Raw genomic sequence first — 24168 nt, forward strand, 5'->3', positions numbered from 1 at the left:
CCACCCGGACAAGCAACTGAAATTCATGCGAACCGTGCCCCAAAGGACCAGACCGACCGGGCACCAACTCCCCAACCGTTCAACAAAAAGCGATTTCGCGGGTTGACTCTGTCCAAACGAGGGTTTTTTGCTCTCACGAAATTTCCACAAACTATATGGCCAAATCCGCTCCTCTGCTTGACTGGTGCATCGTTCGCCTCGGAGAAGACCTCAATTGGTGGGTCGAAGAAATCAGCGACGACATCCACTGGGATGTTGATGGCCTCAGCATCATCGATCCACGACAGGTATCCCATATCCTCGAACTCCTGGAACCGCTGCGCGACTACGGATTCGACGCCGATATCTTCGACATGGCCTTCATTTCATTCGGTATCGACAAGGATCTCGGCAAAGGCCGGATCCGTCTGACCCGGGTAAAGGACTCTCTGCTGGAATCCGACGACAAACTCTTTGCGCTCCCGGATGTCATGGATGAGGAGACGGGCCCCTATGCCGACTTCATCGACCATATCATGAAAACCCGGGTGAAGATGCTCAACGATACCTTCGAGTTTGAACAGAGCCTGACGGTCGACGAAGTCGAGGACGAGCTGCGCGAGGCCCAGAACAACAGCCTGATCGAAGGAACCTCCGTTCACCTTTACGATGAAGTGATCGCCATTCTCGATTATGTCCCGGCCGGCTGGGAAGTCGACGACGACGAAGACGACAAGGCCGGAGGCGAGGACGAGGACGATTTCCCCGATATCGACGAGCACGAGGACGATGAGGAGGCCGAGAAGCTCAAGGGCGATGAGTCCCTCCGCTGGGATGAGGAGGAAGAGGACGAGGAGGACGACGACGACAGCGAGGACGAAGACGACGAAGACCTGGACGAAGACGACGAGGACCTCGACGACGAAGACGAGGACATCGGACGGAAGGCCGGAAAGCGCCGCCGCTGATCGCGCGCCGGCTTACCTTCCCAGCTTCTCCGCAACTTCCCGGGCGAAATAAGTCAGGATCAGGTCGGCTCCTGCCCGCTTGATCGCAAGCAGGGATTCGTCGCGACAACGCTCATAATCGAGCCAGCCGAGGCGCGAGGCCGCGTGGATCTGGGCATATTCGCCTGAGACCTGGTAGGCCGCCACCGGCAGATTCGTCCGATCCCGGACTTCCCGAATGATGTCGAGGTAGGGTCCCGCCGGTTTGACCATCAGGATGTCCGCTCCCTCCCCCACATCCAGATCGATTTCGGTGAGCGCCTCGCGGCGGTTGGCCGGGTTGAGCTGATAGGTTCCTTTGTCGAGATAGGGACTCATCGCGGGACGGGCACTTCCCACCGCATCCCGAAACGGTCCGTAATAGCCCGAAGCGAACTTTGCGGAATAGGCCAGGATGCCGGTATCAACATGCCCGGCCTCATCGAGAGCCGACCGGATGGCGCCCACTCTCCCGTCCATCATGTCGGATGGCGCCACCAGCGAAACGCCGCAGGAGGCGTGGAGCACCGCCATCCGGGCAAGCACATCCACGGTCGGGTCATTCGCCACGTCTCGGCCATCCCCGGTCAGGAGGCCGTCATGACCGTGCGTGGTGTAGGGATCCAAGGCGATGTCGGTTATGACGAGAAGGTCCGGACAGGCAGCCCGGACGGCTCGGACCGCCCTCAGGACGAGACCATCCTCGTCCAGGGCATGCGAACCGTCGTCATCTTTCAGTTCACTGGCCAGGCAGGGGAAGAGCGCGACCGCCGGAATGCCCAGATCTTCGAACAGGCGACAGGTTTCGACCAGGGTCTCCAGGCCATGCCGCTCGACCCCTGGCATGGAACCGACAGGTTCAGGGGTTCCACCGCCCTCTCGGACAAAGAGCGGGGCGATCAGGTCGTCAACCCTCAGAACGGTTTCCGTGACCATGCGACGAAGAGTCGCTGATTGTCGCAGACGTCGGGGTCGAACGGGGAGATCGAGCTTGAACTTGGCATTCATTGTTGGTGAAATCCCGATGGAAACACGATGACGAGACGGCGTCCAGATGACTTTTTGCTCCGGCCAACGCGAACCGCGTGGTGGCCCTCGCCGCGAACCTGTTGTTGAGGGGCTCCAGGACCCCTTGCACCTCTGCGCATTCGACCTGCGGGCTTGCGTCCCGATCCGTCCTGCGTTGAACCATTCACTTTCATCATCAAGAACCCGTCATGTCCGTGCAGCTTTACGATTCACTCAGTCGCCAAGTCCGCCTCCTCAAGCCCGAGGACGGTCAGACCTATCGATTCTACTGCTGCGGCCCGACGGTTTATGGCCCGGCCCACATCGGCAATTTCCGGGCCTTCATCGTTCAGGACGTCCTTCGCCGGACGCTTGAGGTTTCGGGCCTGAAGACCCTTCACGTCCGCAACCTGACGGATGTTGACGACAAGACGATCGCCGCCGCCAACCGCGAAGGATCCTCCTTGAGACAGGTCACGGATCGCTGGACCGACCTGTTTCACCGCGATTGCGAGCTTCTCGGGCTCCTTCCTCCCCATGCGGAACCCCGGGCCACCGAACATATCGATGTCCAGATCGAGATGATCGCCCGTCTGGTTGACGGCGGACATGCCTATGCCACCGAAGAAGGCTCCGTCTATTTCAGGGTATCGTCATTTGAGGGGTACGGTGCCCTTTCCCGTCTGAAAGAACGGGAAATCACCCACGATCATGCCCCGGCCGGGAGTGGCCGGATGGATGCCGACGAATACGATCGCGACTCGATCAGCGATTTCGTGCTCTGGAAATCTCACAAACCGACCGACGGCACCGTGTTCTGGGACAGCCCCTGGGGACCCGGCCGGCCCGGATGGCACATCGAGTGCAGTGCAATGAGCCGGGTCTACCTCGGAGACACCTTCGATCTGCATGCAGGCGGGGTCGACCTGATGTTCCCGCACCACGAAAACGAGATAGCCCAGAGCGAGGCCAGCAATGGAAAGCCCTTTGCCCGGCATTGGATGCACAATGCCCATCTCATGGTGGAGGGTCAGAAGATGAGCAAGAGTCTGGGCAACCTGCACACACCCGAGGATGCCATCGCCCGTGGCTATTCGGCCCGCGCCCTGCGCTATGTCCTGATAAGCGGCCACTACCGGCAACCGCTCAACTTCACCTGGGCTTCGATGGATGCGGCGACCAGCGCGATCCGGCGCATCGACCGGGCAGCCGCCCAACTGGCACAGGTGTCCGGCCGGCCAATCAACGAGGCCAACAGGGCCACGGAAGCCTCACCCGCTCTGGACGGGGATTTCGGAGGACTCACCCCCGCCTGGCAGGCCCTCTGCGATGATCTCAATGTTCCGGCCGCACTCGGAGCCTTTTTCAAGAGTCTTCCCGCTCTTGAGGCCGTCACCGTCGCCGACGAGGCCGCCAGCGCTCAGGAGTGCCTGCACAAATTCCTTTTCGCGCTCGGACTGCCTCCTCGTGCGGCCGAACGCATCGAGGCACCGGACTCCGTGGTCCGCCTCGCCAATGAACGGTGGGCGGCCAAGCAGGCCCGCGACTTTGCCACAGCCGATCGTCTCAGGGCCGAGCTGGCCGAAGCCGGCTGGAAAAGCCTCGACCGCAAGGATGGCTTCGACCTCGAGAAAATCTAGCCGTAATCGTTTCCCATGAGCATGACACCACTGGAAGAAATCCGTCATTCGTGTTCGCACGTGCTGGCTACCGCCGTTCTCCGGCTGTTTCCCGAAACCAAACTGGACATCGGACCGCCGACCGACACCGGATTCTACTACGATTTCGACCTGGAGCACAAGTTCACCCAGGAAGACCTCGAATCGATTGAGGCCGAGATGGCCAGGGTGATCGACGAGAACCAGAAGTTCTTCCGAAGGGAAGTCAGTCGGGACGAAGCCGTCGCCCTCATCAAGGAGATCGGTCAGGAGACCTACAAGCTGGGGCGGCTCGCCGACATCCCCGAGGGCGAGCTCATCTCGTTCTACCAGAACGGCGAGTTCCGCGACCTCTGCGCCGGTACCCACGTCAATTACACCAAGAAGATCAAGGCCTTCAAACTGCTCAGCGTCGCCGGGGCCTACCACCGCGGAGACGAAAAGAACAAGCAGCTCCAGCGCATTTACGGAACGGCTTTTCCCAGCAAGGCCGAACTGGCCGCCTACCTGGATCAATTGGAACAGGCCAAGGCCCGGGACCACCGAAAGATCGGCCGGGACCTCAAGCTCTTCCATATCGATGAAACCGTCGGGCAGGGCCTTGTTCTCTGGACGCCGAACGGTTCGATCATCCGGCAGGAATTGCAGAATTTCATCGCTGAGGAATTGAGGAAGCAGGGTTACGCCCAGGTCTTCACGCCCCATATCGGCAAGCTGGAGCTCTACCGCACATCCGGGCACTTCCCCTACTACAGCGACTCCCAGTATCCCCCCATCGTGGAACGCGAGACGATGGAGACACTGGTCACCGAAGGTTGCAGCTGCGCGGAACTGGCCAACCGCCTGGAGGAGGGCGCCATCGAGGGCTACCTGCTCAAGCCGATGAATTGCCCCCACCACATCAAAATCTTCGACAGCCAGCCCCATTCCTACCGCGACCTGCCCGTGCGGCTGGCCGAGTTCGGGACCGTCTATCGCTGGGAACAATCCGGAGAACTCAACGGGATGACCCGGGTTCGGGGATTCACCCAGGACGACGCCCACCTCTTCTGCACCGAGGACCAGGTACCGGCGGAACTCATCGGCTGCCTCTCCCTGGTCAAGACCGTCCTGACCACCCTCGGGATGAAGGATTACCGGGTGCGCGTCGGCCTGCGGGATCCCGACTCGTCCAAATACACCGGGGATCCCTCCAATTGGGACAAGGCCGAGGAAGCCTGCCGGGCAGCCGCCCGGTCGCTCGATGTCCCCTTTGCGGAAGAACCCGGCGAAGCCGCCTTCTACGGCCCGAAGATCGACTTCGTGGTCCGCGATGTCATCGGCCGCGAATGGCAGCTGGGCACCGTTCAGGTCGACTACAACCTGCCGGAACGCTTCGATCTCAATTACATAGGGTCCGACAACCAGAACCACCGCCCCGTCATGATCCATCGCGCTCCCTTCGGCTCGATGGAGCGCTTCTGCGGCGTCCTCATCGAACACTTCGGCGGAGATTTCCCGACCTGGTTGGCACCGCAGCAGCTGCGGCTCCTGCCAATCAGCGACCGCTTTGAAGAGGCGACTCAAGCCATCTACCAACGGTATCGTGATGCCGGCATTCGCGTGGGCGTCGACGACCATTCGGACAAACTCGGAGCCAAGATCCGGAGGGCCGAATTGGACAAGGTTCCCTACACCGCGATCATCGGGGAGAAGGAGGTCGAATCCGAAACCCTCTCCATCCGGTCACGCTTCACCGGCAACGAAGGGAGTCAGCCGGTTGGGGACTTTCTCAGCCGGCTTCAGGATGAGATCCGTTCCCGGAAACTCCTGATCAAGGAAAATAAGGCCGAAGGCTGAGGCGCGGCCCCGTCTCAGCTCGCGACCGCGTCCTTCTCGGCCGTCCCGACCATCCGGCAGAAGACAATCTTGCCCCCGGAAGTCGGCACGACGCTGTTGATTTCGGCCTCGACCTTGTGGCCGATATAGGTGTGCGCATCCTGGACCACGACCATCGATCCGTCCGAAAGATAACCCACGGCCTGTCCCTCTTCACGTCCGGGCTTCAGAAGATCCACAGTCAGGCGCTCGCCGGTGACCACCTCGGGATGCAGAGCCTTGGACAATCCGTTCAGGTTGAGCCAGACCACGCCGTGAAACTGGGCCAGCTTGGCCAGATTGAAGTCGGTCGTCAGAAGCTTCGCCTTCATTGATTGGGCAATGAAGATGAGCTTTTCATCCGCCGACTGCTTCTTTCCCAATTCGCTATCGGGGATTCGAAGGTCAATATTGGGAATCTTCCGAAGGGCATTGAGCGATTCCAGACCGCGCCGCCCCTTGGCCTGTTTGGTCGGATCGCGGGAATCCGCGATATAGTGCAGGTCTTCCAGAACAAATTGAGGGATGACCAGAGCCGCGGTGATGAACTGCGCCTCACAGACCCGGACGATCCGCCCGTCAATCAAGGCGCTCGTGTCCAGAACGACCAGGGGCACGTCGACATCGTGCGGGACGAAACGCACGTAGGGGATGATCAGACTGAACTCATCCTTTCCCCGAAGTGCGATGACCGCCCCGAGGTAGGAGCAGATGATGAAGAGTCCGAGGCGCACAAGATAAAGCACCTGGGGATCTCCCTCGTCCAGGAGAGGCGAGACCGAAATCATGTAGGCGATGATCGAGCCGACAAACAGCCCGAAGGTCAGGACAGAAAGCCCGCGGAGAGAAAATCCCTTCAGGAGAACGTCAATCAGAACGACGAACAGACCGATCAATATGCCAATGAGGACCGCCAGTCCCTGATAGGGATCCCACTCCTTGATGGACAGACAGATAAGCCAGCCCGCAAGGGCGCAAACGGAGACAAAGAGGATACGCAGAGTGATCAGCGTGGTTTTCACGATGGTGTCGAAAGATGGATTGGGGCACCGGTATGCAAATTCCACCGGTACTACACCCCTTCTTCTTCGGCATTTTTGACTCCGCCTTCACACCCTCTCCGCCTTTTTACCGATCAGGTCGGCGGGAGTCGGATCCGCAAGGTCACCCAAAGGCAAGCGCCCCGTCCCCCTCCATCCCGGAGAAGCGACCGGTTTCGCCATCATTCCTGCTACTTCTTCGAAGCCAGCGCGAGGAGGATGAACGGCAGAATGGTCAAAACCCCGATCAGAACGTAGAGCGTTATCACCGTCCTCCGGGCCGTTTTTTGCTCGTCAGCGTTTTTCGCCATAAGGTACTGTCGCTGAGGAAATCATGAATCACTGGCTCGTCAAACAGGAACCGGAGACCTACTCGTGGGACGACTTTGTCCGCGATGGAGGGACCGACTGGGATGGGGTTCGCAATTACCAGGCCCGGAACAACCTCCGGGCCATGAAAAAGGGCGACCGGGCTCTCTTCTACCACAGCGTCGGCCCACGCGAAGTCGTCGGCATCGCCCGAGTGGAAGCAACCGCATTCCCCGACCCCACGGCCACCGAAGGGGACTGGTCCGCCGTCCGCTTGAAGCCGGTCAAGGCCCTGAAGAATCCCGTCTGCCTCGATCAGATCAAGATGGAGACGTCACTCGCCGACATCGTCCTGCTCAAGAACAGTCGCCTGTCGGTCCAGCCGCTTCCCGAGGCGGCCTTCAAGAAGATCGTCGAGATGGGTTCCTAGGGCGATTCACCTCATTCAACGGCTGGCCGGAAACATCCAGCCCTGCCACGGAGGCTCGGAAAAGGTAGGGCGAGGGCCTCCGGACCCGCCATCCCAACCGCGAATTCTGGGGATTTACTTCGAATATTTGTTTCTTATCAGCAAGTTGCTCAGCTCTCAAAGAAGAAGCGCGTACCCGACAGCCTCTAGAACCCACCGATCAGGGGCATTTCCCGCGACAGGCTGGCATTCACCACGGAATCAATCTGATTCATGACCTGGACAAACCGGGCCGCCACCCTCGAGGAAATCTCCTTCTCCAGGATCTTGAAGTACTTTTCCTTCAGCTCCAGCGCCTCCCGCTCCAGAGCGAACGAGCGCATCGCCATCGAACTGGCCTGATCGTCCGTCATCGAGTCGACCTGCGCCGCGAACTGCTGAAGAAGCTCGACCCGGCGATCACCGATCTTGATCCGCTCCGCTTCGTATTCCTTGAAGACTGCCCAGAATGTGTCCGCCACCGCCGGATCCAGATTCATGCCGGTGCCGACGATTTCGATCGTCTGCGCCTGCATCTGCTTGCGGTCGATTTCCAGAGAGGCAGCCGTATCAGCCGCAATCACTGCAGTTGTCATCAGAGAGGCGAGGAGAAGGAATCTTTTCATGAGTGGAGAATCTTCCGGACAATCAATCAGAGGTGCCTTCGCCGTCAACTTCTGAAGTCATTGCCGCTCCATCCGCGAAAGGCTCGACAGGACCGTCTGATCCGATTTCCTCGATCTCCTGATGAACCCGCCCACCCTGACCGTCCTTGCCCCCGGCCTCCTTGGCGCCTCCGTCGCCCGGGCAGCCCGGCGTTACCGCGCCGCCGGGAGGATCAAGGTGTGGGCACGGAGGCCGGAAACCCGCCTCGCCCTGCAACAGGTGGACTGGTGCGACCAGGTCTGCGCGACCCCCGGGGAGGCCACCACCGACTCCGATATCATCGTCGTGTGCACTCCGGTCGAACGGATCGTGCCCCTCATCCGTGAGGTCAGCGACACCCTTTCCGCGACCGCCATCGTCACCGACGTGGGAAGTGTCAAGGGAGAGATCTGCCGGTTTGCCTCGGCCGCTCTTTCCCAAGGCGCCCGATTTGTCGGCTCTCATCCCATGGCCGGGTCCGAAAAGAGCGGGATGGATCACGCCGATCCCGAGCTTTTCCGGGAGCGGGCCTGTTTCGTCACTCCCCTGGACGACACCCCGGTCGAGGCAACCGAACGCATCGCCGCCTTCTGGAATCAACTCGGAGCGGAGGTCGTCACCATGCATCCCGACCTCCACGACGAAGTGGTCGCGCACGTCAGTCACCTGCCTCATCTGGCTGCTTCCGCCCTCTGCAATCTTCTCGCCCGGCGCACGCCCAACTGGCATCTCTACGCCGGCGGCGGCCTCCGCGATACCACCCGGGTGGCTTCCGGAAACCCTTCGCTCTGGGTCCAGATCCTTCTCGAGAATCGGGACGAAATCCTGCGGGCGCTCAGTGCCTATCAGGACGAAATCCAGGCCTTCCAGACCGCGCTCGCCAACCGGGACACCCTCCAACTCAGGGCCTACCTGGAGCGCGGGAAATCCTACCGTGACCAGTTCCGATCCTGATTCCCCGAAGGCCGGTTCCCTTCCGGCCATTCTCCCGATCCGGCCCTTCACCCGGCCGGTTTCCGGTCGGGTCCGGGTCCCGGGCTCGAAGAGCATCACCAACCGTGCACTGCTCCTCGCCGCCCTCAGCTCGGGAAGAACCCGCATCGCCAATGCCCTGGTCAGCGACGATTCCACCATCATGGAGGCCGCGCTGCGCGCCCTCGGCTTCGACCTGACGACCGACCCTGCGACCGGGATGATCGAGGTGGAGGGGCTCGGGGGGCACATCCCACACCGCGATGCCACCCTAGCCGTCGGCAACGCGGGCACCGCCGCCCGCTTCCTGACCGCCCTCTGCTGCCTCGCCCCCGATGGAACTTTCCGGATGGACGGGGTCGAACAGATGCGCAGGCGACCGATCCGGGGACTGGTCGAAGCGCTCCGGCAGGGAGGTGCCCAGATTGAGGCTTCGCCCACAGACGGATTTCCTCTCGTGCTTCATCCCGCGGGTCTGCGCGGTGGCCGGATCTCGGTCGACGCCGGGGCCAGCAGCCAGATCCTTTCCGCTCTCCTGATGATCGCTCCCTTTGCCACGGAGGATCTTCATATCCACTTATCCAATACGCGAACGAGGAAGCCCTACATCAAAATGACCCTCGCCATGATGGGTCAGTTCGGGCTGGACGCCGACCGCATCCTCGAGCAACCCGACGGCTTCATCGTCCGCTCCGGCTCCGGTTACTCCGGACCCGGGGATACCTACCGGGTCGAATCGGATGCCTCCACCGCCAGTTACTTCCTCGCCCTGCCCGCGGTGGCCGGCGGTGCCCTGAAAATCGAAGATCTCAGGCTCGACGGCCTTCAGGGCGACACGGCCTTCGCCGGGATCCTCGAATCTCTGGGTTGTCAAATGGAAGCTACCGGCGGCGGGATCCGCATGACCCGACCCGCATCGGATCGTAGGCTCAAAGCCGGCGCACACGATTTCTTCGAAATCTCCGATACCTTCCTCACCCTGGCTGCGCTCGCTCCGCTTCTCGATGGGCCGACCCGGATCAGCGGGATTGCCCACACCCGCCAACAGGAGACCGACCGGGTCGCCGCGGTAGCGAATGAGTTGCGTAAACTCGGTCAGGAGGTGATCGAGACCGACGATAGCCTGACCATCCAGCCGGCCCCTCTCCGTGAGGCGGACATCGAAACCTACCACGACCACCGCGTTGCCATGGCGTTCGCCATTCTCGGTTGTCACGACCTGCACGGTGATGGCCGACCCTGGCTGCGGATCGTCAACCCGGCCACCTGCGCCAAGACATTTCCCGGATTCTTCGACGCTCTCGAGGCGATCCGAAACCGGAGTTGATCCACTGACATGCCTTCGGACGATACCTTCCTGATCATCGCGGTGGACGGCGGCGCCGCCTCCGGGAAATCATCCACCTCACAAGCCATCGGCCGGCGATTCCAGCTTCTCCACGTCGATACCGGTTCCTTTTACCGGGCGATCACCCACCGTCTACTGCAGGCCGGCGTCATGCCGGATGAGGCCAAGGCCGTTGAAGCGGCCCTCAGCGCCATCCACCTGGATACACGGGTCGATGGAAACACCGCCGTCATGGTCATCGACGGCTCCGTCCCGGGAGAGGAAATCCGTAATCCGGAAGTCAACGCCGCCGTCTCCGCCTTTTCCGCGCTTCCCTCGGTCCGCGCCTTCCTTCTGGAGTACCAGAGGGGCCAGGCGGCCGTTGCCCAGCGAGCCGGTTTCCGTGGGCTGATCATGGAGGGGCGAGACATCGGCTCGGTCATTTTCCCCGAGGCCACCTTCCGCTTCTTCCTCCAGGCCGATCCCGAAGCCCGGGTCCGACGAAGGGCCGAGCAGGGTCAGGCCGACAGCATTCACCAACGCGATCGGATGGATTCCCAACGAAAGGCCGCCCCACTGGTCTACCCACCCGGCGCTATCCTGATCGACTCAACCTACCTCTCGCTTGAAGAGGTGGTCGAAAGGATGGCTAGGTTAATCGCGACGCTCGCGCCAGAACCGAAACCGTCCACCCAAGAGCCGAAAGAGGTCTAGACGGCAGAGAAAGCGCAAACCTGCTCAGGTCCGCGGCGTCCTGTAGTTATCATCATAAGGTGAGCTGATTCATGTCAGAGCCCGAACTTCATTCTCTTACATAAGTTCTGCTTATCTCTTGCCCCCCCCTATTCAGTTCCGCTAAAGGAATCAGCCGGGAGAAGGAATAAGGCCACGACAACTTCACTTCATTTCGGCCAGAGTATCAACCGAGCGATCGGACTGAGTCCATCGCAGCAGGCAGCCGCAACGGCTCGCCCCTCAGCCCCGTTTATTTCCCCGGGCTTCTCGCTGCGCCTTCGGGGTATCGCACCATTGGGCCAGTCCCCGCATCCCATCCATCCCGAATGATAGTCCGGCCCATACCCCGGACCCATTTCCCCTGCCATCGATCAACAATCAACCAGGCCCCGCATTGAAACATCCGATCCCGCAATGGCTTCTTCTGGCCATCCTGAAGGCCTCAATCATCGCGATCGTGCCTGGCACTACCGTGACAGAAGCTCAGACCACCCCACCGGACGCCGTCCGGAGCATCGACGCCAACCGAATGGACCGTGCGTTCCAGGCCGCTCTCTCTTCCGATCTGGCGACGGCCGAGCAGATCTTGCTCGAAGACCTGCCGGCCGATCGGCCGACCCCCTCCGACGTGATCGTCATCGCGGATCGATTCAGCCGACTGGCCTTTCAATTGCAGAACACCGACCATGACGAAGCCGCCCGGCATTTCGGGGCGATGGCTCTGGAGGCCTGCCTTTCGTCTCTTTCTGCCGGGACGGAGCAACTGCCGAACGCAGCGACCGCCCAATTGCTCAAGCGGACCGGTCAACTGCTCAAGCAGACCAACGGAGACCTGCCCGAAGCAGCCAGGCTATTCCGCCTGGCCTACGACCTGGACCCGCAGGGCCAGATTGAATCCCTGTATCTGGCCCAGGCCCTGGAGGAACGGGATCGTGTCATCGCAGAACGGCGTGCTGAGGAGTCCCGGGCAAAGGAGGTGCAACCGTGAACCCGGCGCGTTTCCTCCTTTCGACCGGAGCCTGCCTTCTGGTCCTCGCCTCCATGGCCACGCCCCTTGTGGCCGATGACTGCATCAGTTGCGAAACCCTCGTTCCCGTCTACCTGACCGGCGAATTCGATGCGGCCTATCCTCCTCCTGGCTACAATCCATGGATCGATCTTGATCTGTCCAATGGGAACGCCGGCAAAGCGGTCTGGGCCGACGGCACCTACGCTTTCGATCCCGGGACGGCTTCGCTTGTGCCCGGAAAGGAATACACCGTCACAGTGACGGGTGACTGGGTGGAAGGCTACCGGGCGCATTTCAACCCAAGTGAGGGCTACACCGTCTTCATAAACGGTCTCGAGCGCAATTTCTACGACGCCTCGTCGACCGTCATCAACCTTGATCCCCTGATCGGGATGCCCAGCGACAGCTTTTCCATCCGGGTCGAAGTCGTGCCTGGCAGCAACTTTACGCCGGCCGGCGTGGCCCTGCCCCTTTCCAGCGGCAAGGTCGTCTGGCGCGTGGGCATGGGCCAGCTGCGCAACGGCAAATCCGCCGGCTACATGGCCATCCGACAGGACAATCTGGATGCCACCACCTTTCAGATTTCATCACTGATCTACGAGTCCCCGTCGCCCGAAGTGGACCGCGTCCCGAATACCGGCGCGCTCTCCCAGGTACGCGCCCCGTTTGGCTTGGTCACGGTGACGACGATCAGCGGCGGTTACCGGCTCGCTTTCTATTCCTCGGCGACGGGACCGGTCAACGGCTACTACACGCCCTCGGGCAGTGCCTTCGTCACCTACGACATCACCTCGCAGTCAAACTACTCGATCATGCGGATTGATCGGACGCGCGGCAGCCAGACGTCGCGGACCGAACTCAAGAAGGCGACCGCGTCCGATTGGCAGATGACGGACTGGGGAACTCCAACCACGAACGGGGTGAGCGGCATCCGCCACGATGTGCGCAGGTTTTCCAGCGGCAATCTGGTCGAGGAGACACTCGTCAAGAGCAGTCTGTCCGACCTCGACACTGCCGCCGCCACCCGCACCCAGGATACCTACGTCAACAAAGCGTGGGGCCGCGAACTGATGAGCAGCAAGGCGGACTTCGGCGTAAGCGACCTGACCACGACCTACGCCTATTATGAAACCACCTCCGAGAACGGACGCTACACCAAGATCAAGTCGATCTCCCGTCCGGACGGTTCCTGGATCGGATTCGACTACTTCGACGATCTGACACGGCGCGGCCGTCTGCGCTATGAGTTCCGGCCTTTCGAGGACGACCCCACCACGCCGACCTTTTCCCTGAGTTCGGGTCGGGTGACCACTTACACCTACGACCACTCTGACTGGAACGGCGAAAGACGGCTCCCGACCCAGATCAGCACATCGATCAACAGCGTGCAGGTCGCCAAGACCACCATCGCCTATTCGAGTGCGATAATCAACGGCCAGCCGGTCCGGATCGAGACCAGGCTGGATTTCTCCGATTCGACCCAATCCCTTCAAACCGTCACCAAGACCTACGACAAGAACGCGAGCGATTCCTTCTTCCGGGACCTGACCTACTGCGTTCGCCGACCCGACGGGACCATCGATTCGTATGTCTATCAGAACGGATATGTCGACCCCGCGACCAAGGCCTTTGAGCCGGATTCGGCGGGCGGAGCGCGCCGTCGTCTCGTCTTCCATGGCGCGGCCACCAACGGCGGCGACTCCGGCGCCACCTGTTATTCCAGCTACAGCGGCATCACCATGGAGCCGCTCTACATGATTCCCCACCAGTCCACCATGGATGAGGAGGTGACCGGCATCGACGGGCGCCCACTCCTTCGTAACCAGTATCTTTTCATCGGCAGCGCCACCTTTGCGCCGATCGGCGATGGCGCCTTCATCATGTGCACGCCGGAAGGCACCCCCAGCTGGATCAACAATATCCGACGTTCGTGGTCCTTTCTGGACTACAATTCCACCTGGGTCGACGGCCTGAAGACCGCCGATACGGACTCTGACGGGATTCAGCGCTCCTACACCTATGACGTCCTGGGCCGCTTAACCGGCATAACAGTCACCGCCAAGGGTGCCATCCCGGCGCTTACCACCACACTCGAATACGATGCCGACAACCGCAAGGTCGCCGAAGAACGCGGTTCCTCGGCGCAGATCATCAGCCGGTGGCAGTTCGACCAGGCTGGACGGCTGACGAAATCAACGGTGCCCGGCCAGAACGGCGGAAAGGACACCGACTACGCCTACTTCAACGGCGGTCGCGATGTCACTGCAACGCAACCCGACGGGTCCACCATCGAAACAGTCCGCTACCGCGACGGTCAGACCAAGTCGGTTACCGGCACGGCCTCGCCTCCCGCCTATTACGACTACACGATCAATACCGGGGGCACCTATCCGAGCGGTTCGCAGACTGTCCGGCACCAACTCGCAAGCGGAGGCTCAGATGGAGCGGGCTGGTCAAAGACCACCTCGGACTGGCTGGGACGGGTGACCGAAATAGCGCACCCCACCTTCAACGCCGGGGGGACCAACCATCGCATCAAGCACACCTACAGCCCCACCACGGGGCAGTTGACCCTGAAGGAGACGGTCAGCGGCAGCACCGGCGCCGGCACCGCCCTTCTCCCACCCGAGCACTACACCTACAACGTGATGGGCCGGCTGTCCCGGGTCGCGGCCGACGTGACCGGCGGCGGCATCGCCACCGCGTCGATGGACCGCATCCGCGACTACGAGTACGACTCTTTCACTGAGAGCACCTCGCGGTTCCTGCGTGAGCGGGTCTATCTCTATGCCACGGCCAACAGCGCCACCCGCACCCTCGAGTCTACCCGCAGCCGCCGGGTCAGCGGATTGAGCGCGACCCTCGCCTCGGAAGAACGGGTGACCGATGCGGCCGGGACCACCACCACGACCAGGAAGCTGGTCGATCAAGCCAATGCCCTGGTCGAGATTGAGACCGCCGTTTCAGGTGTCGGCAATCCCGGCCGCAGGACCCACCAGAACGGCCTTCTCATCGAGGACGAAACCCCGTCCGGGGTCTTCACGGACTACCTCTACGATGCCTGGTGGCGATTGAGCTTTGAGGACTTCCAGGCGAGCGCAACGGGAGGTTACGACGTTCCCAAGACCGGCTACATTTACCATTCCGGCACCGATCTGGTCAGCAGTGTCCGCACCTACTACGGCTTCGGCACCAATGACTACTATACCCAGGAAGCCCTGATCTACGACAACATGAACCGGGTGAAGCGCCGGCAGGACGCCTATGGCAAGATCACCAGGACCGCCTATGTCATTCGCACCGCCAATGATCCAACCACCGTCTACCAGTGGGGCACCAAGACCCATCCGACCAAGACGGTCTTCGATACCTACGGGCAGAAGACCGAGCTGCGCACTTATCGCTCCGGTGCAACCATGTGGGAACTCGATCAGGATGATGAAGACGGCGAGGCGGTCTTGCCGTCGGACTTTTCCAACAGTGCCAAGGGCGACCCTACCACCTGGGCCTACGACTCCTGGACCGGCCTGATGTCGGCCAAGACCGATGCCGCGGCCGAGTCGGTGACCTACACCTACAACCCGCGGGGCCAGCTCAGCGTCAGGACCCTGGCCCGGGGCGGAACCGCCACCCACACCTACTTTGACACGACCCCGACCCTGACGGGGGAATTGAAGAAGGTCGATTACTCCGGAACCATCACCCCGGACGTCGAATACACCTACAACCGGGCCGGACAGACTGCCACCGTCCTTGATGCGCTGGGCACGCGCAGCTTCACCTACAATGCCGCCCTGCGGTTGACCAAAGAGGTCCTTCCGAACGGTTTCCTGGGCAACCTGCAGATCAACCATGCTTACGAGTCTTCCGGCGCCCATCGCCGCACTTCCCTCGAGGTCGGTCCCTCCACCGACACCGACCGTGATCTGAAGGACGTCTACGCCTACCACGCCTCGACCGGGCGGCTCAGCACCATCGCCGCCCATTATTCCGGAGGCCCGCGAACCTTCACCTACAGCTACCTGCCGGGAACCGACCTGGTGGATTCGGTCAGCAGCGGCTACTATGAACGCTCGACATACTGGCAGTCGTTCCGCAGGCTGGAGGACGCGGTGGAAACGACCTGGAACGGCTCTCTGCGGGCAAGTTACCTCTACGGCTACGACCTGGAGGGCCGCCGCTTGGCCGAAAACGTGACCGGGCCGATCACGACCAAGTGGGATGCCGGCTGGACCCACGGCTTCCAGATGAGCTGGAGCTACACCGGCCGGGGGGAAATCGACCTGACCAAGACTCGGCTGCTGGACGGTTCCGGCCAGCCGACCGGATCGTGGGTCAGCTCCTGGGAACGCGACTGGAACTGGGACGATGTCTCCAACCGCACCTTCGAGGACCACGTCGATGACCAGCAGGACCGCACCTACTCGGCCAACAGTCTCAACCAGTACAACTGGTATGAGGAAGACGAGCACCAATACAATTTCAATCACGATGACGACGGCAACCTGACCGACGACGGCACCTGGAGCTACACCTACGACCTGGAAGACCGGGTCATCGGCATGTCCAAGTCCGGGATCACCCTGAGTTTCACCTACGACTACCTGGGGCGCCGGGTGCGCAAGGTGGCCTCCGGCGGCGCCTATCCGGGCACCTACGAGTACGTCTACGACGGCTTCAATGCGATCGCCATCTACCGCAACGATGCGCGCATGGGCAGCTACACCTGGGGCCCGGATAAGACCGGCACCCTGCACGGGGCCGGCGGGGTCGGCGGGTTGCTCATGGTGCGCAATGTCTCCAACGGCCTGTCTTTTCCCATGATGGATGCGCGCGGCAACGTGACCGGCATGCTCGACAGCAGCGGCAACATCTACCGTGCCTACCAGTTTGACGCCTTCGGCAATACCGTCGGTTATGTTTTGAATGCCGGGGTCCAGTCCATGGACTTCATCGGATTTGCCGGGAATTTTACCGATATAGAGTCGGGACTGGTGGATTTCGGGATGAGGCTCTACCAGCCCAAGCACGGACGCTTCATCCACCGCGACCCCATCGGGGAGGCCGGAGGCGAAAACCTCTACGCCCACACCTGGAACGATCCGGTCAACCGGTGGGATCTGCTCGGGATGATCGATCCTGACGAACAGGACCGTCTGGCCAGAGAACAGGACATCTTCCTCTGGGATACCTTTTCGCAAAACCGTGACACCATGATGGAGCCCGGTTTTGAATACTATTTTAGCTATCAGCAGGGGGCCGGGCAGCTGATGAGCGATCATCTGGGATTTCTGAACAATCACGTTCACACGGTTTTCGTCGACAATGTCACCGGGAAGATCGTGGGCGCAGCCAACGTCTGGGGAAATGGCTTCATCGATGCAAATGGATCTCTGTTGTCTGTCTCAGGCTCGTTCCAAATCGGGACGAACTTCATCCTTCAAACCCATAACACCTCTCCGGAAATGGGAAACCGAGGTGGCAGTGTTCCCGGGAACCTCCCGGCCACTCCCAGGCTTTCACATCGTGACAATGGCCGCGATGTCTCTGTCGTCGCAGGTGGAAATTCCGACGACGGAGATTATCTCGTCGATATTACACTTCGAGTGAGGTTCAAGAACCAATTTGGTGGTCGTTATCGCATGGAAAATACGATTGACCGATGGATAAACGGAATTGAGTCGACTTGGACAGGCATCTTCGGGCGCTACGACGTATCGACTGAGGTAATCAATATGACGGGCAAATCCGGACCGGCCCTCAATGTTTGGGTCTGGGCACGACTCGATGGCTATGGAAGATTCGGAGCGGAGAGTACCAACTTCCAAGATTCCACAAGTGCGTGGGCTGCTGCGCACGAGGCCGGGCACTGGCTTGGTCTTCCAGATCTATATACCGAAGAGGCCATGCATCTGTATCCCCAATTGTATTACAAGAGTGATGGCAATCTGATGAAATCCGTCTCCGGTAGTGTTTGGGAGAGGGATATAACTTCGATAATTGAAAGAAACCACCCATGAAGACAATCCTTACCGTGGCTTTCATTTTTATCACAATAGCATGTACTAAAGCCGATGAAGACAGAATAATCTATGCCGGAAAGTACATGTTTACCTTGCCCGAAGGGTTGACATTGAATGAGCATATAAAAAATGACGAATCTGACATATACGAAATCTCGTATGCAGACTCCGGATTCTCACTTTACGTTGGCGACCATCCGTCGATTTACTTTGATCCTGCGGAGGTTAGGATGCTTGCGACTCCCCATTTCGTCCTATTGCGAATTATGCAAATTCCTCCAAAACCCGATTGGGAGGCAAGCATCCACTTCCTAATGATTCTTGACAGGTGTTCGCTCGATTGTCCTCGGTTTATGTATATTATCTCACCTCCTCTAGCGACAGAAAATGAGATGCTAATTCTAGCGTTCTTGAATCAGGATCCAGAGATATTGAATGCGCCGTGCAAATAGGGGCAAAAGGGAAATCCAATGGGGTCGGAAATCAAATGGGGTCAGCAAGTTTCCTTGATTTCGGGAGCAGGGTATGAACCGGAGCGAGCGGTAACAGATAGTCCAAAGACATCGGTAACACTCCGAATAGGGGTAAGTGTCCGCTCTGAGACCTCGTAGTCAAGTGCGGCGGATTGGGATAGTCTGGCTGGATGTCTGAGACGATTTTGACCGAGATAACTGACGGGGAACCCAAGCGTGATACCCGCGGCCGCCAGATCCTGCATTCCAGTGCGTGGAGCGAGTTGATCGAGCGCTATGAGTCCAGTGGGATGACCCAGGTCCAGTTCGCCCGTCATGAAGGAGTGAAGTATCATACTTTCGTGGCCCAGCTTGGGCGCCACCGGCGGGCTGGCCGAAAAGCGCAACCCGGGCCGCGCTTTCTTGAAGCGAGGCTGCCGACGGCCCCGGCCATTCGCCTGGAGGTGACGCTGGTCTGCGGGATGGTGGTTCGGGGAGACGAGGTCGAATCGCTGGCACGGTTGATCCGCCTGCTGGAGAGCTGAAGCGATGCTGGCGTTCCCGGCGGGGCTTCGGATCTTCCTGGCGTTGGAAGCGGTGGATATGCGCAAGCAGTTCAACGGGCTCTGGGCGGTGGCCAGTGAAAAACTCCGGGAGGATCCCAAGAGCGGAGCGGTCTTTGCCTTCACCAACAAGAAGCGCGACCGGCTCAAGCTGCTCTACTGGGATGGAACCGGTGTCTGGGTTCTGGCCAAGAGGTTGGAGGCTGGACGGTTCAGTTGGCCCAGGGATCGCACGGGAGGCAAGCTTGCGATGAGTCCGGAAGCCTTGACCATGCTCATCGCCGGAATCGACCTTAAAAAAGGCATGCAAAAAGCGTGGTATGAACGATAAAAAGGCTTGTTATTGCAAGTATCCTATATATGGATACTTGGAATGCCTCCCGCCGAAGAACTCTATGCCGAAAACCTGCAGCTCAAGCAACGGCTCTTGGAACTTCAGGCGCAGATTGAGTGGCTCAAGCGCCAGATGTTTGGCGGTGGCAAGAGCGAGAAGCTCGATCCCGCACAGCTTCAGCTCAAGCTTGGAGAGCTTCAAAAACTCACCGGCGAGGTAGAGGCGATCCAGAAGGTCAGTTACGAGCGACGAACGCCGCGCGAAAAAGTTCCCACCCCGGCTGATAAGTTCGCCCACCTGCCGGTGAAGGAAACCGTGGTCATTGAGCCCGAAGAGGTGGAGGCCGATCCGGCTGCCTTTGAGCAGATCGGCGAGGAACGCACCTTCGAGGTGGACATCGTGCCCCCGCAGTTGTTCAAGCGGGAGATTATCCGGCCCAAGTATCGGCATCGCATGGATCGTTCGCGTCCCCCGGTAGTGGCCCCGGCGCCCAAGCGGGCCATCGAGGGCGGGTTCGCCTCGGCCGGCCTGATCGCCCATGTGGCAGTGAGTAAATACGTGGACCATCTGCCTCTTTATCGCCAGCAACGCATGTTTGAGCGATGGTCGGCTCCGATCTCCCGACAGAGCATGTCCGACTGGATTGAGGCGGTCGCAATGTGGCTTATGCCTCTCTACCATTTGATCCGCCAGCAGTTGCTCGCCGGGGGATACGTGCAGATTGATGAAACACCGGTGCGTTGTCGGGACCCCGACCTCAAACGTGGGAAAACATTCCAGGGTTACTTTTGGGTGATGGGACGGCCCGAATCCGATGTCTACTTCGTCTGGGCACCTTCGCGCCAGTATGGCGAGGTCAACCGGCTGCTGGGTGAAGACTTTGAGGGGCTGATGCAATCCGACGGCTATGCGGCCTATGAGTCCTATGCCGGCGCCCATGATCAGGTCGTCTGGGTTGGCTGCTGGGCCCATGCCAGGCGCGGCTTCTTCGAGGCTCAATCCGAGAACCCCAAGGCCACCAGAGTCGCCCTGCGGCTCATCGGCCGACTCTACCAGCTGGAGTGCCAGTGGGATGAGCAAGGGATCGACGCCATCGAACGTTCCCGGCTCAGGGAGAAACACTTCGCCCGGACCCTCAAGTGGCTCCACCAACTCGCTCTGGCCTTGCAGCAACGCTGTTTGCCCAACCAGCTTCTGGGCAAGGCCTGCGGTTACCTGCTCAATCAGTGGAAGCCTCTGACTGCCCATCTTCGTTACGGGCGAACCCGGCTGGACAACAACCTGATCGAGCAGGCCATCCGCCCCTCGGCCATTGGCAAAAAAACTGGCTGTTCATCGGACATCCCGATGCCGGGAGCGCTCCGCGGTGATCTACTCGCTGGTTGTCTCGTGTCAACGCCATGGTAAAGATCCCCAGGCTTACCTCGCCGATGTCCTGCGGCGCATCCCCTCGATGACCAACCAGGATGACTTCACCTCGCTGCTGCCGGCCAACTGGCAACCGGCTTGATTCGTCCTATCTGCATTACAATCCGTCACCATTGATGTGCATCATTGGTGACCAGTAAGACCCATTATCCGTCACCATCAATGCTTCGGCGTGAGGCAGAAGGTCGGACGCTTACGAATAGGGCGTTATGCCCTGGAAAGAAGCAGAACCGATGGACGAGAGACTGAAGTTTGTGACCCTGGCTCGGACGGGTCGCTTTTCATTGAGCGCTCTCCGGTTCATACTCCTTCGTACCTCCCTTCCAATCGGTCCTTCCACCGGCACCGCCCGCGGCATGCGCGGTGTCGACACCTTCGTAACCTCAATCCAGGCCGCAGGCCCGGCGTGCCCGCTTGAGGACGACGTCGGCCACACTGCGGGCCTTCTCGGCTCCGGCCTGGAGGACGGATTCCACGTAGCCGGGGTCGGCCTGGAGTTCAGTCCGGCGCTGACGGGCGTCTGCGAAATGCTCCCAGAGGCACCCGAAAAGCTGCTTCTTCAGGTCGCCGTAACCGAGCCCCCCCGCCCGCAGGCGTTCCAGAGTCTCGAGGTAGACGCCCTGCTCCGCGACTAGCTTGAGCAATTGGATGGCCGTATTCTGCTCCGCGTCCGGCTTGGGTTCATCGGGGGTCCGGCTGTCCATGACCATGCTCATGATCCGCTTCCGGGTCGGCTTCTCCCCGGCAAAGATGTCGATCGTATTCCCGTAGCTCTTGCTCATCTTCTGACCATCAACCCCGGGAACCACCGCGGTCTCCTCGCGGATCCTGGGTTCGGGAATGACGAAGACCTCGCCGTAGGTCTGATTGAACTTGATCCCGATATCCCGGGTCACTTCGACATGCTGCTTCTGGTCACGCCCGACCGGAACCACGTTTGAATCGTAGATCAGGATATCCGCCGCCATCAGCACCGGATAGGCGAAGAGCCCGTGGTTGGGGCTCACCCCTTTGGCGACCTTGTCCTTGTAGCTGTGACACCGCTCGAGCAAACCCATCGGGGTCAGCGTCGAGAGCAGCCAGGTCAGTTCCGTGACTTCCGGAACATCGGATTGACGGAAGAAGACCGATTTCTGCGGATCAAGCCCGCACGCCAGGAAGTCCAGGGCCGCTTCCCGGGTATAATGTCGCCGCAGCTCCGGATCGAAGACCGAGGTCATCGAATGGTAATCGGCAATGAAGTAGTAGGCGTCGCCGGTGTCCTGCAGCTCGACGGCCGGTTTCATCATCCCGAAGTAATTGCCGACGTGAAGGACGCCGGACGACTGGATTCCTGAGAGTATCCGCATGACGAAAAGAACGAAAGGAACGGAGACCTGCTTTTCTGGCGATCAAAAAACCAGGGCTTCCAGTTCAGCCCCGCCTCGGAACGCGTCGGATATCCGCGCGACTGCCCGCCATCTGCCCATGATCGAGAAAGCCGCTGAACGGAGTCAACGGAAAGACCAGAGACCGCCGGCCGATCAGCGTGCCCGGCTGCAGGACCGCGTTGCAGCCGATCTCCGCCCCGTCACCGAGCATCGCCCCCAGCTTGCGCAGACCGGTCTCCACCGTCCCGGAGGGAAGGTGAAGGGCGATGGGTTGTTCATCCAGCCGGATATTCGAGCAGATCACGCCCGCCCCGAGGTGGCTGCGATTCCCGAGCACGCTGTCTCCGACATAACTGAAATGAGGCACCTTGACCCCGTCGAGAAGCAGGGCGTTCTTGAACTCGCAGGCATTGCCCAGAACACACCCCCGCCCCACGATGACATGGCCGCGGATATAGGCACCCGGACGGATCTCCGTATCGGAACCGATCCAGGCCGGGCCGACAATGGTGCAATGGTTGGGAAGCCGCACGGATGGGTCGATGTGAACCGCCCCTGTGATGTGCACACCCGGCGGCAGATCCGGCGGCAGGCTGCGTTCAAGCTGACTCAACGCGGCCTTGATCCCGGTCACCCAGGCCCAGGGAGTCGCCTCCGGACTGAAGAAATCTGCAAAAGGCAGGGAGTCCGGTAAATCGAAGAAATCGGCAGCTTTCACGGACCCGTTGATCTCACCTCCCCTTGTCCACGTCAATGCCGCGGGAAAGGGGCCCTCTTCGATTGACACCAAGTCTTGCCGATCCTTCGGCTCAGGCTTGGCTTCTCCCGTTCGGACATTTGCCCAGGTGCAACCGCCCCAGCGTGTCGCGGCGTATCCCGCTGAGCATGGAGAAGCCGGATCTCCTGGGGCGGTCCGATGTGGATCTGCGGCAAGAGACTGCCGCCACTACACTTCCTGATTCCTCGTGATCGGCAACTGACTCGGGGGCAATCAAGTCTGATCTTACCTCTTTCCTCTACCCTTCGCCTCTGCCATACTCACCCATCATGCCATTGGCTGCCTTTCCCAAGTGCTTCCTCAATGCCCTCGTCGTCGAGAAAACGATGACCAATGAAGACTGGATCGACCTCGCCGCCGATCAGCTCGACATTGACGGCCTGGAATTCTACTGGCCGACGATTCCCGCCGATACCGCAGGGCAGGAGGCTCTGCGGACCCGGGTGGCAGCCCGAGGGCTTTCCGCACCCATGATGTGCTATTCGCCGGACTTCATCTCGACGGACCCCACCAGGCGGCAGGCGGAGATCGGGAAGCAGAAGGAGGCGATCCGGGGATCCGCCCGGATCGGTGCCGGCTTTTGCCGGGTCCTCAGCGGGCAGAGGAACCCGGAGGTTTCCCGCAGCGACGGCATCCGGATGGTGGCCGACTGCATCGGCGAGCTTCTCCCATTCGCCGAGGAGCAGGGGGTCTGCCTCATCCTCGAAAACCACTACAAGGATGGCTATTGGCAGTTCCCGGAATTCGCCCAGAAAATGGACGTCTTTCTCGAGCTACTCGACGCCATCCCCGAACACCCGTTCTTCGGTGTAAACTACGATCCCTCCAACGCGCTCATCGCCGGTGACGATCCCATCGCGATGCTCCAGGCGGTCAAGCATCGCCTCAAGACCATGCATGCAAGCGACCGGCACTTGGAAGGTGGCACCCTCGAGGACCTGCGCAAGATCGACGCCGCGTCCGGCCTTGGCTACGCCGCCATCCTCAAGCATGGCGTCATCGGCCGGGGGGCCATCGACTACGACGCCGTCTTCGGGATCCTGCGTGAAATCGACTTCCACGGCTGGATCAGTATCGAGGACGGCGACGACCCCTCGGTCGGGATGGAGCACCTGGCGGAATCCGCGCAGTTCCTGAGATCGAAAATGAAGGCGTTCGGGGTCGGCTGAAGCCTGGTTCCCGGCCCGCGAGTCGAATCGGTTCGATCGACCGGGATCCGACTCGACTCGGGACCCATAGCGGACATC

19 protein-coding genes are annotated in these 24168 nt (G+C 60.5%); 14 read left to right on the forward strand and 5 right to left on the reverse strand.

Features of this window, described 5'->3' with window-relative positions:
- The first annotated feature begins 155 nt into the window (after positions 1-155).
- Positions 156-947 (forward strand): hypothetical protein, encoded by a 792-nt coding sequence (locus R3F07_08945; protein ID MEZ5276491.1) that lies wholly within the window; start codon positions 156-158, stop codon positions 945-947.
- Positions 948-959: 12 nt separating this feature from the next.
- Here the strand turns inward: R3F07_08945 and hemB are convergent, their stop codons facing one another.
- Complete coding sequence (gene hemB / locus R3F07_08950) at positions 960-1973, reverse strand: porphobilinogen synthase (GenBank protein MEZ5276492.1); 1014 nt, start codon at positions 1971-1973, stop codon at positions 960-962.
- Between the two features lie 209 nt (positions 1974-2182).
- On the opposite strand from hemB, the gene cysS reads away from it, so the two are divergent.
- Positions 2183-3613, forward strand: a complete 1431-nt coding sequence (gene cysS / locus R3F07_08955; protein ID MEZ5276493.1) for a cysteine--tRNA ligase — start codon at positions 2183-2185, stop codon at positions 3611-3613.
- A 21-nt stretch (positions 3614-3634) separates the two neighbouring features.
- Positions 3635-5470, forward strand: a complete 1836-nt coding sequence (thrS, locus tag R3F07_08960; GenBank protein ID MEZ5276494.1) for a threonine--tRNA ligase — start codon at positions 3635-3637, stop codon at positions 5468-5470.
- A gap of 14 nt (positions 5471-5484) precedes the next feature.
- Here the strand turns inward: thrS and R3F07_08965 are convergent, their stop codons facing one another.
- Positions 5485-6510: a TRAM domain-containing protein gene (locus R3F07_08965; GenBank protein ID MEZ5276495.1), complete on the reverse strand. Its 1026-nt coding sequence runs from the start codon at positions 6508-6510 to the stop codon at positions 5485-5487.
- Between the two features lie 352 nt (positions 6511-6862).
- On the opposite strand from R3F07_08965, the gene R3F07_08970 reads away from it, so the two are divergent.
- Positions 6863-7267 (forward strand): EVE domain-containing protein, encoded by a 405-nt coding sequence (locus R3F07_08970; protein MEZ5276496.1) that lies wholly within the window; start codon positions 6863-6865, stop codon positions 7265-7267.
- 185 nt (positions 7268-7452) lie between these two features.
- On the opposite strand, the gene R3F07_08975 is transcribed toward R3F07_08970, so the two are convergent.
- Positions 7453-7911, reverse strand: coding sequence for a hypothetical protein (locus R3F07_08975; protein ID MEZ5276497.1), 459 nt, complete (start codon positions 7909-7911; stop codon positions 7453-7455).
- A 121-nt stretch (positions 7912-8032) separates the two neighbouring features.
- On the opposite strand from R3F07_08975, the gene R3F07_08980 reads away from it, so the two are divergent.
- From R3F07_08980 to R3F07_09020, 9 genes are all read left to right on the forward strand, one after another.
- On the forward strand, positions 8033-8884 hold the full coding sequence (locus R3F07_08980) for a prephenate dehydrogenase/arogenate dehydrogenase family protein (protein MEZ5276498.1): 852 nt from the start codon (positions 8033-8035) through the stop codon (positions 8882-8884).
- Entirely contained in the window at positions 8865-10229 is a 1365-nt protein-coding gene (aroA, locus tag R3F07_08985) for a 3-phosphoshikimate 1-carboxyvinyltransferase (protein MEZ5276499.1), read from the forward strand. Before R3F07_08980 ends, aroA begins: the two co-directional genes overlap by 20 nt.
- Positions 10230-10238: 9 nt before the next feature.
- Positions 10239-10943, forward strand: a complete 705-nt coding sequence (gene cmk / locus R3F07_08990) for a (d)CMP kinase (GenBank protein MEZ5276500.1) — start codon at positions 10239-10241, stop codon at positions 10941-10943.
- A gap of 415 nt (positions 10944-11358) precedes the next feature.
- A complete protein-coding gene (locus R3F07_08995) occupies positions 11359-11952 on the forward strand; it encodes a hypothetical protein (protein ID MEZ5276501.1) in 594 nt (197 codons plus the stop codon).
- Positions 11949-17993, forward strand: a complete 6045-nt coding sequence (locus R3F07_09000; protein ID MEZ5276502.1) for an RHS repeat-associated core domain-containing protein — start codon at positions 11949-11951, stop codon at positions 17991-17993. The genes R3F07_08995 and R3F07_09000 overlap by 4 nt, the downstream gene beginning before the upstream one ends.
- Complete coding sequence (locus R3F07_09005; GenBank protein ID MEZ5276503.1) at positions 17990-18448, forward strand: hypothetical protein; 459 nt, start codon at positions 17990-17992, stop codon at positions 18446-18448. Before R3F07_09000 ends, R3F07_09005 begins: the two co-directional genes overlap by 4 nt.
- Positions 18449-18639: 191 nt before the next feature.
- On the forward strand, positions 18640-18993 hold the full coding sequence (locus tag R3F07_09010) for a hypothetical protein (GenBank protein MEZ5276504.1): 354 nt from the start codon (positions 18640-18642) through the stop codon (positions 18991-18993).
- A 4-nt stretch (positions 18994-18997) separates the two neighbouring features.
- A complete protein-coding gene (tnpB, locus tag R3F07_09015) occupies positions 18998-19342 on the forward strand; it encodes an IS66 family insertion sequence element accessory protein TnpB (protein MEZ5276505.1) in 345 nt (114 codons plus the stop codon).
- Between the two features lie 42 nt (positions 19343-19384).
- Positions 19385-20752 carry an IS66 family transposase gene (locus R3F07_09020; GenBank protein MEZ5276506.1) on the forward strand — a complete coding sequence of 456 codons (1368 nt, stop codon included), beginning with the start codon at positions 19385-19387 and terminating at the stop codon, positions 20750-20752.
- Between the two features lie 404 nt (positions 20753-21156).
- On the opposite strand, the gene trpS is transcribed toward R3F07_09020, so the two are convergent.
- A complete protein-coding gene (gene trpS, locus R3F07_09025; GenBank protein MEZ5276507.1) occupies positions 21157-22122 on the reverse strand; it encodes a tryptophan--tRNA ligase in 966 nt (321 codons plus the stop codon).
- A gap of 64 nt (positions 22123-22186) precedes the next feature.
- The gene (locus tag R3F07_09030; GenBank protein ID MEZ5276508.1) at positions 22187-22861 is read right to left on the reverse strand and encodes a UDP-N-acetylglucosamine diphosphorylase; all 675 of its coding nucleotides are present in this window, start codon (positions 22859-22861) and stop codon (positions 22187-22189) included.
- Positions 22862-23190: 329 nt separating this feature from the next.
- Between R3F07_09030 and R3F07_09035 the strand changes: the two genes are divergently transcribed.
- Positions 23191-24090: a sugar phosphate isomerase/epimerase family protein gene (locus R3F07_09035; GenBank protein MEZ5276509.1), complete on the forward strand. Its 900-nt coding sequence runs from the start codon at positions 23191-23193 to the stop codon at positions 24088-24090.
- Positions 24091-24168: the final 78 nt, after the last annotated feature.

This window comes from Opitutaceae bacterium (genome assembly GCA_041395105.1).
Classification (GTDB): domain Bacteria; phylum Verrucomicrobiota; class Verrucomicrobiia; order Opitutales; family Opitutaceae; genus B12-G4.

Excerpts from the sequence above, each read along its gene's own strand:
- R3F07_08945 (MEZ5276491.1), top strand. The coding sequence starts at position 156 with ATGGCCAAATCCGCTCCTCTGCTTGACTGGTGCATCGTTCGCCTCGGA.
- hemB (MEZ5276492.1), bottom strand. The coding sequence starts at position 1,973 with ATGAATGCCAAGTTCAAGCTCGATCTCCCCGTTCGACCCCGACGTCTG.
- cysS (MEZ5276493.1), top strand. The coding sequence starts at position 2,183 with ATGTCCGTGCAGCTTTACGATTCACTCAGTCGCCAAGTCCGCCTCCTC.
- thrS (MEZ5276494.1), top strand. The coding sequence starts at position 3,635 with ATGACACCACTGGAAGAAATCCGTCATTCGTGTTCGCACGTGCTGGCT.
- R3F07_08970 (MEZ5276496.1), top strand. The coding sequence starts at position 6,863 with ATGAATCACTGGCTCGTCAAACAGGAACCGGAGACCTACTCGTGGGAC.
- R3F07_08975 (MEZ5276497.1), bottom strand. The coding sequence starts at position 7,911 with ATGAAAAGATTCCTTCTCCTCGCCTCTCTGATGACAACTGCAGTGATT.
- R3F07_08980 (MEZ5276498.1), top strand. The coding sequence starts at position 8,033 with ATGAACCCGCCCACCCTGACCGTCCTTGCCCCCGGCCTCCTTGGCGCC.
- cmk (MEZ5276500.1), top strand. The coding sequence starts at position 10,239 with ATGCCTTCGGACGATACCTTCCTGATCATCGCGGTGGACGGCGGCGCC.
- R3F07_09005 (MEZ5276503.1), top strand. The coding sequence starts at position 17,990 with ATGAAGACAATCCTTACCGTGGCTTTCATTTTTATCACAATAGCATGT.
- R3F07_09010 (MEZ5276504.1), top strand. The coding sequence starts at position 18,640 with ATGTCTGAGACGATTTTGACCGAGATAACTGACGGGGAACCCAAGCGT.
- tnpB (MEZ5276505.1), top strand. The coding sequence starts at position 18,998 with ATGCTGGCGTTCCCGGCGGGGCTTCGGATCTTCCTGGCGTTGGAAGCG.
- R3F07_09020 (MEZ5276506.1), top strand. The coding sequence starts at position 19,385 with ATGCCTCCCGCCGAAGAACTCTATGCCGAAAACCTGCAGCTCAAGCAA.
- trpS (MEZ5276507.1), bottom strand. The coding sequence starts at position 22,122 with ATGCGGATACTCTCAGGAATCCAGTCGTCCGGCGTCCTTCACGTCGGC.
- R3F07_09035 (MEZ5276509.1), top strand. The coding sequence starts at position 23,191 with ATGCCATTGGCTGCCTTTCCCAAGTGCTTCCTCAATGCCCTCGTCGTC.